This window comes from Cryobacterium sp. HLT2-28, assembly GCF_004402495.1.
Taxonomy (GTDB): Bacteria; Actinomycetota; Actinomycetes; order Actinomycetales; family Microbacteriaceae; genus Cryobacterium; species Cryobacterium mannosilyticum.
Genome location: NZ_SOFH01000004.1, coordinates 17,392 through 27,327, shown reverse-complemented (window position 1 = coordinate 27,327; position 9,936 = coordinate 17,392). Strand labels below are relative to the sequence as shown.

Below are 9,936 nucleotides of genomic sequence, written 5' to 3'. Positions count from 1 at the left end.
GGTACTCCCTAGAAAGGAGCCCTACGACCGAGGTTTTTGGCATTTGACATTGTGCACGCTGTTGAGTTCTCAAGGATCGGACGCACCCAACTTCAGGCCCATATGGGCTGTCGCTTCGGGGCTCTTCCTGTTGTTTCTTGTTGTCGTGTTCGGTCCCGGTGAAGGGACTCAACACAACATCATCAAGCAGATTCTGACTGGCAGATTCTGACTTGGGATTGGTCCCGCTTGAGGCCGGTAAGCACTTCCGCTTTCCGAACCTGTGGGGTGACTTGAATGACATTACGGTGAATCCCCGGGGGCCGCAACTCTCGTCTACATCCCGGGCGTGTCGCCCCCGGACGCGGGTCAGCAGGGGCCCGGGCGGCGGTTCGCCGCCACGGTCTGAGGGGTCAGGAACGGGTGGAGACCGTGACGGTGAACTTGGAGTTCCGGCCGACCTGGCAGGTGGGTCCGACGATGCGGGTGAGCGCGGGACGGTAGCCCAGGTGCGTGTTCCAGACCGTCCAGAGTTCACCGCCGGGTGCGAGCACTCTGGCGGCGTCGTCGAACAGCTTGAGGGCGATGCCGGCGTGGACCGACGACCCGATGTGGAACGGCGGGTTCAACAGGATCAGCTCAGCGGAGGCATCCGGTCGGCTCGCCAGGGCGTCGTCCCTGATCACCGACACCCGGTCGGCGACGGAATTGGCGACCATGGTGGCGCCGGCCGACGCGACGGCGGCCGCGGACTGGTCGGAGGCGATGACGGTGAGGTCGGGGCGGCGCAGGGCCAGGCCTGCCGCGAGCACGCCGGTGCCGCAGCCGAGGTCGATTGCCGTTCGGGCTCCCGGTTTCATCCGGCCAAGGAACTCGAGCAGGTACCGGGTGCCGATGTCGACGGTAGTTCCCGCGAACGCCGCGCCGTGCGCGCAGACGGTGATGGCCAGGTCCTCGTGGCGCTGGGTGTGCGGCCAGTCCGGGGTGGTCCCGGCCGAGGGCGGCCGGATCGGGCCGGTCGCGACCAGCACCCGCGACTTCTGACGGGCCGGAGTCACATCCAGCCTGGTGAAGTGGCGGGCGAGCACCCCGTTCATCGCCGGCGCCATGTGCTTGATCCGGCCACCCGCGAAGACGGTGACGTCGGCGGCGGCCCACCGCGCGATGGCGCCGGCGATCTCGTCGAGGGCCGAGAGGCTCCGCGGGAGCTGCAGCAACACCACCCTGGCGCCGGAGAGCAGTTCCTCGGTGAGGCCCACCGAGCGGTACGCCCCCGCCAGACCGGCGTCGGCGGCGTTGCGGGCGAGGGCGAGTTCCCCCGAGAGCACGTCCTGGTGCACCCGGATGTCGCGGGCTCCCCCGAGGTGCGCCGCGCCCAGGGTCAGGGCACCGTATCGGTCTTCGATCACCACGACCTCGCCGGGGGCCGCGGCCGCGACGGCGTCGGCCGCCTCATCGAGGATCAGCCGGTCGCTCGCATCCACGGCGAAGAGGTTGTCGGCTTCGACATCCGGGTAGCGCCGCAGCCGTTCGAAGGCGAAGGGGGACGGCTGGTCGGCCGCCCCGGTCAGATGGCTCATGCGGCGCTATTCCCGGTGGCCGAGCGGGCGCCAGATCACGATCTGGTTCGCGCGCCTGGTGCGGGTGCCGGCGCGCATCGAGATGACCTCACCGGCCGAGCCGGCCGCAAAGACACGGCGGCCCGGACGGTTGAGCAGTTCGTCGGCGAGGGCTGCCTCGAGTTCGCGCAGGCGGGACTCGAGCCCGCGAACATGGTCTTCGAGTTCGAGGATGCGCCGGATACCCTCCAGGCTCACACCCTCGGCACCCAGGTCCGCGATCTCCCGCAGCTTCGCCACGTCCCGCATGGAATACCGGCGGGACCGACCGGGGGTGCGGTCGGGGCTCACCAGCCCCAGGCGGTCGTACTGGCGGAGGGTTTGCGGGTGCATGCCCGCAAGCTCCGCCGCCATCGAGATCACGAAAACCCGGGTGTTCTCATCCACCGCTAGTCTCTCGCCTTCGCCAGGAGGTCGTCGCGCGGGTTCTCCTTCGGCAGGGCTGCCGCGAAGGCTTCGAGTTTCTCCTCCGCGTCCTTCGACAGGTGCGACGGCACGGCAACCTGAACCTCGGCGAGCAGGTCGCCGGTGCCCTTGGGCGTCACGACGCCTCTCCCCTTGACGCGCAGCACGCGCCCGCTCGGGGTGCCGGGCACGATCCGCAGCTTGACCGGGGGACCGCCCAGGGTGGGCACCTCGATCGTCGCCCCCAGCGTGGCCTCGACGAAGGTGACCGGAACGGCCACCCTGAGGTTGAGCCCCTCGCGCTCGAAGACCGGATGCTTGCGCACCGAGACCGTGAGCACGATGTCGCCGGCCTCGCCGCCATCGGGGCTGTGCTGCCCCTGGCCGCGAAGCTTGATCTTCTGCCCGTCGGCGACACCGGCCGGGATCTTCACCTTGATCGCGCGGCCATCCTGCGTCTGCAGGGTGATCTGGTCACCATGGGTGGCCGTGATGAAGTCGACCGTGGTCGACGCGATGACGTCACGCCCACGGGTCGGGCCGCCGTAGCCGCGGAAGCCGCCGCTCGTGCTGCCGAAACCGCCCCCTCCGCCTCCGCCACCTCGGCCGAACAGCCCGCCGAGGAGGTCGTCGTAGCCGCCCTGCTCGTAGGAGTAGCCCTGTTGCCGGGCACCGCCGCCGAACATGCCGCCGAACACGTCGTCGAAACCGCCGGCCTGCCCGCCGCCGCCCCGGGGGGCGGTGAAGCGAGCTCCACCGCCCATGGCGCGAACGGCGTCGTACTCCTTGCGCTGGGCAGGGTCGCCGATCACCGAGTGCGCCTCGCTGATTTCCTTGAACTTCGCCTCGGCTGCCGGGTTGCCCGGGTTGGAGTCAGGGTGGTACTTTCGCGCCAGCTTCCGGTAAGCCTTCTTCAGCTCGGCCGGAGTGACGTCCTTCGATACCCCCAGGACCTTGTAGAAGTCCTTGTCAAACCAGTCCTGGCTAGCCATCGCTCGGTACCTGAACTACGACCTTGGCCACCCGCAGGAGCGTCGACCCGAGGAAGTAGCCGGTCTCCACGACATCACCGACGGTGTCCACCTCAATGCCCGCGGTGGGCATCTGGAAGATCGCCTCGTGCACGTTCGGGTCGAAGGTCTCCCCCACCGCGCCGAACGGCTTCACGCCGAGGCGCTCCACGCTCGCCCGCAGCTTGGCGGCAATCGTGCTGAACGCCGTGTCGGCGACGAGGTCGCCGTGCTTCTCCGCCCGGTCCAGGTCGTCGAGCACCGGGATCAGGCCCTTGACGACATCCACGGTGACGCGCTCGCGCTCGACCTCGCGGTTCGCTTCGGTGCGCTTGCGGTAGTTCGCGTACTCAGCGGTGACCCGTTTGAGGTCGGCGAGGTGCTCGTCGGACGGCTCGGCGGCTTCCCGGTCTGCGGCGTCGAGGATGTCCTGGACAGTGAGTTCGTCCTCGTCGATCCCGTCGGCCGGAGCGCCGGTCTCTGCGGTGTCGCCCGCCCCGGGGGCACTCTCAGCGGGCACCCCCTGCTCGAACGGCTCGTCCTCAGGACGCGTGTCGTCTGCCATTACTTCTTCGCTTCGTCCTCGTCGTCGACAACCTCGGCGTCGACGACGTCTTCATCGGCGCTGCCCGACTCGGCCTGCGGCTCCCCGGCGTCGGCGGGAGGCGTTGCGGCATCCGCCTGGCTGGTCTTGTAGATGGCCTCGCCGATCTTGCCCTGGCTCTCGTTGAGCTTGTCGAACGCGGTCTTCACGGCCGCGTCGTCGTCTCCGGCCAGTGCGGACTTGAGGGCGTCGACGTCGGCCTGGACCTCCGTCTTGACCTCCTCGGGAAGCTTCTCATTGTTCTCCTTGATCAGCTTCTCGATCGAGTAGGCGAGCTGCTCCGCGGTGTTGCGGGTTTCAGCGGCCTCGCGGCGGCGCTTGTCCTCCGCGGCGTGCTCCTCGCCCTCGCGGACCATGCGCTCGATGTCTTCCTTCGCCAGCGACGAGCCGCCGGTGATGGTCATCGACTGCTCCTTGCCGGTGCCCTTGTCCTTCGCGGACACGTGCACGATGCCGTTGGCGTCGAGGTCGAAGGTGACCTCGACCTGCGGGATGCCGCGCGGCGCCGGTGCGATCCCGGTCAGCTCGAACGTGCCCAGGTTCTTGTTGTCGCGGGTGAACTCGCGCTCGCCCTGGAAGACCTGGATCGCCACGGACGGCTGGTTGTCGTCCGCCGTCGTGAACGTCTCACTGCGCTTGGTCGGGATGGCCGTGTTGCGCTCGATCAGGCGCGTCATGATGCCGCCCTTGGTTTCGATGCCGAGGCTCAGCGGGGTGACGTCAATGAGCAGGACGTCCTTGCGCTCGCCCTTCAGCACGCCGGCCTGCAGGGCGGCGCCGACGGCGACGACCTCGTCCGGGTTGACGCCCTTGTTCGGGTCCTTGCCACCGGTCTCCGCCTTGACGAGCTCGTAGACGGCGGGCATGCGGGTGGAACCTCCGACGAGCACGACGTGGGCGATGTCGCCCACCTTGATGCCGGCCTCACGGATGACGTCCTGGAACGGCTTCTTGGTGCGGTCGAGCAGGTCTTCGGTCATCTTCTCGAACTGGGCGCGGGTGAGCGTCTCGTCGAGGTTCGCGGGGCCGTTCTCGGTGAGCGAAAGGTAGGGCAGCTGGATGCTGGCCGACATGCTCGAGGACAGTTCCTTCTTGGCCTGCTCGGCGGCTTCCTTGAGGCGCTGCTTGGCGATCTTGTCCTTGGAGACGTCGACGCCGGTGGTTTCCTTGAACTTCTTGATCAGGTGGTCGACGATGCGCTGGTCCCAGTCGTCGCCGCCGAGGCGGTTGTCGCCCGCGGTGGACCGAACCTGGATCGTGGAGAAGTCGTCGTCCTTGCCCACCTCGAGGAGGGAGACGTCGAAGGTTCCGCCGCCGAGGTCGAAAACCAGGATGAGTTCGTCTTCCTTGCCCTTGTCGAGGCCGTAGGCGAGTGCGGCGGCGGTGGGCTCGTTGATGATGCGGAGCACGTTGAGGCCGGAGATCTCGCCGGCCTCCTTGGTGGCCTGGCGCTCGGCGTCGTTGAAGTACGCGGGAACGGTGATGACGGCATCCGTCACCTTGTCGCCCAGGTACGCCTCGGCGTCGCGCTTGAGCTTGGCCAGGATGCGGGCCGAGATCTCCTGCGGGGTGTACTTCTTGTCGTCGATGGCGACGTTCCAGTCGGTGCCCATGTGGCGCTTGACCGAAGCGATCGTGCGGTCGACGTTGGTGACGGCCTGGCGCTTGGCGGTCTCGCCGACGAGCACCTCGCCGTCTTTGGTGAAGGCGACCACCGAGGGGGTGGTCCGGAAGCCTTCGGCGTTTGCGATGACGGTGGGTTCTCCACCCTCGAGGACGGCCACCACAGAGTTGGTGGTTCCGAGGTCGATGCCTACTGCACGGGCCATGTGTGCGTTCTCCTTCAAAAGTGTTTCTCAGCGTGAGTGATCGGTATGATTCATCAGACTTGAGCGGTAATGACTCAAGTGTGGCATCACCGCAAATCCGAGTCAAGCCAGCCACCTGAAAGTTGAGTGTGAACGACTCAACTTTGAGCGGCGAAAGAAGGCGCGGCCGTTTCCCCCGATTCGCGGCCGCCGCCCACTACTCTGGGCGCATGACCGGGATTGCGCAGGGCGGCACGGATGCCCAGGTGTTGCCACACGAGACGCGCCGCCGCCGCGTGGTGGCCTGGAGCTTCTGGGACTGGGGCTCGGCGGCGTTCAACGCGGTGGTGACCACCTTCGTCTTCACGGTGTACCTCACGGGATCCTCCTTCGGCGACAAGGACGTGATCTCGGCGCAGTTGGGCTGGGCCCTGGCGATCGCCGGTTTCCTGGTCGCGGTTCTCGCGCCGATCACCGGGCAGCGCTCCGATACGTCCGGCCGGCGAAAGCTGTGGCTCGGAGTGAACACGTTCATCGTCGTGGGCATCACCGCCGGGATGTTCTTCGTGCAGGCCTCACCCGGCTTCCTGCTGCTCGGCCTGGTCCTGGTGGCCGCCGGCAACGTCTTCTTCGAGTTCGCCAGCGTGAACTACAACGCCATGCTCGCCCAGGTTTCCACCCCGCGCACGATCGGCAAGGTCAGCGGCTTCGGCTGGGGCATGGGCTACATCGGTGGGATCGTGCTGCTGCTGATCGTCTACTTCGGCTTCATCAGGCCGGAGGTGGGCCTGTTCGGTGTGACCGGGGAGAACGGCCTCTCGGTTCGGGTTGCCATGCTCATCGCGGCGGCCTGGTTCGGCCTGTTCGCCCTGCCGGTGCTGCTCACCGTGCCCGAATACCACTCCCCCGCCACCGTGCGGCGGGAACGGGTGGGCTTTCTCCGCTCCTATGTCGTACTCGGCCAGGACATCGCCCGGCTCTGGCGCACCAGCCGGCACACGGTGTACTTCCTGATCGCCAGCGCGGTGTTCCGGGACGGCCTGGCCGGGGTGTTCACCTTCGGCGGGGTGCTCGCGGCATCCGTTTTCGGTTTCTCGCCCGGCGAGGTGATCATCTTCGCGATCGCGGCGAATGTGGTCGCCGGCATCGCGACGATCAGCGTCGGCGTTCTCGACGACCGCCTCGGCGCGAAACCGGTGATCGTGACGGCCCTGGTCGGCCTGATCGTCTGCGGCGGGCTGGTCTTCTTCCTGCACGACGGCGGGCAGATCGTGTTCTGGACCGCCGGCCTCGCCCTGACCCTCTTCGTCGGTCCCGCCCAGTCGGCCAGCCGCACCTTCCTGGCCCGGCTGATCCCGCCGGGGCGCGAAGGTGAGGTGTTCGGCCTCTACGCCACCACGGGGCGTGCGGTGAGCTTCCTCGCCCCGACCATGTTCGCGCTGATGGTCACGATCTTCGGCGAGACCTACTGGGGCATCCTGGGCATCGTGCTGGTCCTCTTCGTCGGTCTGCTCGTGCTGATTCCGGTGAAGCCGAAACAGGGCCAAATCGGCTGAACATAACCTGTTTGTTCTCTGGACATTCGCTGAACTCTCGTCCGGGCCGGTCTTCGTTGTCAGGCTGGAGTGATGACTACCTTGCAGATCCAGAAGGCCGAACTCCTCAACGCGCTGCACCTCCCCGGGACTCCGCTGATTGTCACGAACGTGTGGGACGCCATCACCGCTACGGTCGTGGCGCAGGCGTCCGGCGTGCGGGCTCTCGCGACCGCCTCGCATTCGGTGTCGAATGTGCGCGGGCTGCAGGACGGCGAAGGGCTTAGCGTGAACGAGGCCATCGCCGCGGCGCGCCTGATCGTCGACGCGGTCGACCTTCCGGTGTCGGTCGATTTCGAGAAGGGCTATGCCCCGGATGCCGCGGGGGTGGCCCGAAACGTGCGCCGCCTGATCGAGGAGTCCGGCGCCGTCGGCATCAACCTCGAGGACTCGGTCGGCGCGCCGAAGGCTCCCCAGTTCGACATCCCGACCGCGGCCGCCCGGGTCTGCGCGGCCCGCACCGCCGCGGAAGCGACCGGGATCCCGCTCGTGATCAACGCGCGGGTGGACACCCTGGCCGGCGGCGGCGAGTGGGACGAGGCCGTCGCCCGCGCGAACGCCTACCTCGACGCGGGCGCCGACGTGATCTTCTTCCTCGGGCTGAACGACGAGAACAAGGTGAAGCGCGCCCTCGACGAGGTCAACGGCCGCATCTCGGTGATCGGGCATCCGGGCGCCGTGCCACTGGCCCGCCTCGCCGAGCTCGGCGTCTCCCGGGTCAGCTTCGGTCCCGGCTCGCTGGGTCTCACCCTCGCGGCCCTGCAGCGCTCCGCAGCGCAGCTCACCGCCCTCGGCGACTACCCCGCCGACCTCGCCTTCCCCTTCGCCCTTTAAGGCCGGCCCCGCACGCCGCGGCAGGCGGCAGCGCCAGTTCCGCCGCTGCGCACCAGGCGTGCCGGGCGCGCAGCGGCGGCACTGGAGCGCTCGGCCAGCGGACACTGCCGCAAGGCGATCGGGTGCAGACTCACCGGGAGGAATATCCTCGCGGTGCAGGCGCTGACAATCGCCTCCGGGCGAAAGGCCATCCATCATGAGATTCAGCATCCCCTCCACCGTGCTCCGCGGCATCCAGTTCGGCCTGCTGATCTTCGGCGCGGTTTCCTCCTTCGCCGGTGCGGTGATCGCAATCGCGGCCAACGGCGGCGGCATGCCCCTCGCCTACCTCGAGGGCAGCCCGTTCGACTCGTACCTCGTGCCAGGGCTCGTGCTCGGCCTCATCGTCGGCGGCACCCAACTCGCCGGTGCGGTCGGTCTCGTGCTGCGCCGAAATTGGGCGCTCCTCGCCTCGGCCGTCGCCGGTTTCGGGATGCTCATCTGGATCTTCGTCGAGATCGCCATGATCAGGCAGTACTCTGTGCTGCAGACCGCATACTTCGCTCTCGGCGGCCTGGAGATCATACTCGTGCTCGGCATGCTCGGCCTCGTTCCGAAGCTCGTGTCGGGCACGGCGACGGAGATCGTCCGGCCCGGCCCGCACGCGACCGACTAACGAATGCGGGTGGCCTCGTTGTGCTCGACCAGCAGCCAGGTCGCGCCCTCGTCGTCGGACACCCAGCCCTCCCAGGAGTAGGAGTCGTCCGTGATCGAGACGAAGTTCCAACGGATCGGCCGGCCGTCGGTGCCCGTGCCGTCCTGGCGCAGGCCGTTGCGGTGCGGGGTGGCCACGAGGTGGCAGTACTCCCCGATCTTGGGCGCGAAGTAGCTGACCCGCCAGGCGCCGGCGTGCGGGTCGTAGACGCGCACGGCCATCGCCACGGTCTCGAAACCGCTCGGGTGCGTGTCACTGGTGACCACCTCGAGGTCCTGCACGGCGCGCCCATCCAGGACGAATTCGACGATCCAGGTGAAGTCGCGTTCGCGCCACTCCCCGCTGGCCTCGTCGAGCCGTGAACCCTTGGCCGCCCAGCTGCCGACGAGCTGGCCGAACCGGCGCATCCGCCCGGGGTACTCGGGCGTCGGTCCCGGCGCGATGAGCGCCTCGGCGAAACGGGGCACGGATGTGATCATGAGCCGATTTTACCGGGCGCGTGTTGCATCCGTATGAACGGGCTGCTCCCCCGCCGTCGGGCTACTCCCCCTGGTCGAACTACTCCCCCTGGTCGAAATACTCCGTGGTGGTCGGGCTTGTCGAGACCGTGACGTCGGTGCGGTGGAAGTTGAGGAACGACCGGGACGCCGTCGGTCCGCGCTGGCCCTGATAGCGGGAGCTGTACTCGCTCGAGCCGTAGGGCTTCTCTGCCGGCGAGCTCAGCCGGAAGAAGCACAGCTGGCCTATCTTCATGCCGGGCCACAGCTTGATCGGCAGTGTGGCGACGTTGCTCAGCTCGAGCGTGACGTGGCCGGTGAAGCCGGGGTCGATGAACCCGGCCGTGGAGTGCGTGAGCAGGCCGAGGCGGCCCAGGGAGCTCTTGCCCTCCAGACGGGCGGCGATGTCGTCGGGCAGGCTCACCTTTTCGTAGGTGGCGCCGAGAACGAATTCGCCCGGGTGCAGGATGAACGGCTCGTCCCGGGGCGTCTCGATCAGCCGGGTGAGGTCCGGCTGGTCTTCTGCCGGGTCGATGTACGGATACTTGTGGTTGTCGAACAGGCGGAAGAAGCCGTCCAGGCGCACATCGATGCTCGACGGTTGGATCATGTCGGGCCGATACGGCTCCAGACGGATTCGTTCAGCGTCGATTTCAGCCTTGATATCGCGATCCGAGAGCAGCACGGCTCCAGCCTAACGGCGTGGAGTTGATATGCTGGCACGGTTCGGTGCGGGCTTACCCCTTCACTCGGCGCGCGGATGTAGTTCAATGGTAGAACTTCAGCTTCCCAAGCTGATAGCGCGGGTTCGATTCCCGTCATCCGCTCACAGTCCCACCGGCGCAATGAGTGTCAGTTCTCACGGGAGTCAGGACTCATCTCTTCATGCCT

10 protein-coding genes and 1 tRNA gene are annotated in these 9,936 nt (G+C 67.6%); 4 read left to right on the top strand and 7 right to left on the bottom strand.

The window, feature by feature from the left end; genetic code table 11:
- Positions 1–392 precede the first annotated feature (392 nt).
- From E3O48_RS01030 to dnaK, 5 genes are read right to left on the bottom strand one after another with little or no spacing between them, the layout of a single operon-like run.
- Positions 393–1,559, bottom strand: coding sequence for a methyltransferase (locus E3O48_RS01030; protein WP_174774731.1), 1,167 nt, complete (start codon positions 1,557–1,559; stop codon positions 393–395).
- A 6-nt stretch (positions 1,560–1,565) separates the two neighbouring features.
- Positions 1,566–1,985, bottom strand: a complete 420-nt coding sequence (locus tag E3O48_RS01025) for a heat shock protein transcriptional repressor HspR (protein WP_134509452.1) — start codon at positions 1,983–1,985, stop codon at positions 1,566–1,568.
- Positions 1,986–1,987: 2 nt separating this feature from the next.
- Positions 1,988–2,995 (bottom strand): DnaJ C-terminal domain-containing protein, encoded by a 1,008-nt coding sequence (locus E3O48_RS01020; protein WP_134509454.1) that lies wholly within the window; start codon positions 2,993–2,995, stop codon positions 1,988–1,990.
- Complete coding sequence (locus E3O48_RS01015) at positions 2,988–3,578, bottom strand: nucleotide exchange factor GrpE (RefSeq protein WP_134536994.1); 591 nt, start codon at positions 3,576–3,578, stop codon at positions 2,988–2,990. The genes E3O48_RS01020 and E3O48_RS01015 overlap by 8 nt, the downstream gene beginning before the upstream one ends.
- The gene (gene dnaK, locus E3O48_RS01010; protein ID WP_134536993.1) at positions 3,578–5,446 is read right to left on the bottom strand and encodes a molecular chaperone DnaK; all 1,869 of its coding nucleotides are present in this window, start codon (positions 5,444–5,446) and stop codon (positions 3,578–3,580) included. The genes E3O48_RS01015 and dnaK overlap by 1 nt, the downstream gene beginning before the upstream one ends.
- Before the next feature lie 209 nt (positions 5,447–5,655).
- Here dnaK and E3O48_RS01005 point away from each other — a divergent pair, with 209 nt between their 5' ends.
- The 3 genes from E3O48_RS01005 to E3O48_RS00995 all read left to right on the top strand — a co-directional run bounded on the left by E3O48_RS01005 (position 5,656) and on the right by E3O48_RS00995 (position 8,509).
- Positions 5,656–6,981, top strand: a complete 1,326-nt coding sequence (locus E3O48_RS01005; RefSeq protein WP_134536992.1) for an MFS transporter — start codon at positions 5,656–5,658, stop codon at positions 6,979–6,981.
- 72 nt (positions 6,982–7,053) lie between these two features.
- Positions 7,054–7,854: an isocitrate lyase/phosphoenolpyruvate mutase family protein gene (locus E3O48_RS01000; protein WP_134536991.1), complete on the top strand. Its 801-nt coding sequence runs from the start codon at positions 7,054–7,056 to the stop codon at positions 7,852–7,854.
- Between the two features lie 196 nt (positions 7,855–8,050).
- Complete coding sequence (locus E3O48_RS00995; protein WP_134536990.1) at positions 8,051–8,509, top strand: hypothetical protein; 459 nt, start codon at positions 8,051–8,053, stop codon at positions 8,507–8,509.
- On the opposite strand, the gene E3O48_RS00990 is transcribed toward E3O48_RS00995, so the two are convergent.
- Both E3O48_RS00990 and dcd read right to left on the bottom strand, forming a co-directional pair.
- Complete coding sequence (locus E3O48_RS00990) at positions 8,506–9,027, bottom strand: hypothetical protein (protein WP_134536989.1); 522 nt, start codon at positions 9,025–9,027, stop codon at positions 8,506–8,508. The genes E3O48_RS00995 and E3O48_RS00990 overlap by 4 nt on opposite strands.
- Before the next feature lie 79 nt (positions 9,028–9,106).
- Positions 9,107–9,730, bottom strand: a complete 624-nt coding sequence (gene dcd, locus E3O48_RS00985) for a dCTP deaminase (RefSeq protein ID WP_134536988.1) — start codon at positions 9,728–9,730, stop codon at positions 9,107–9,109.
- Positions 9,731–9,801: 71 nt separating this feature from the next.
- Here dcd and E3O48_RS00980 point away from each other — a divergent pair.
- A tRNA-Gly gene (locus tag E3O48_RS00980) sits at positions 9,802–9,872 on the top strand.
- Positions 9,873–9,936 lie beyond the last annotated feature (64 nt).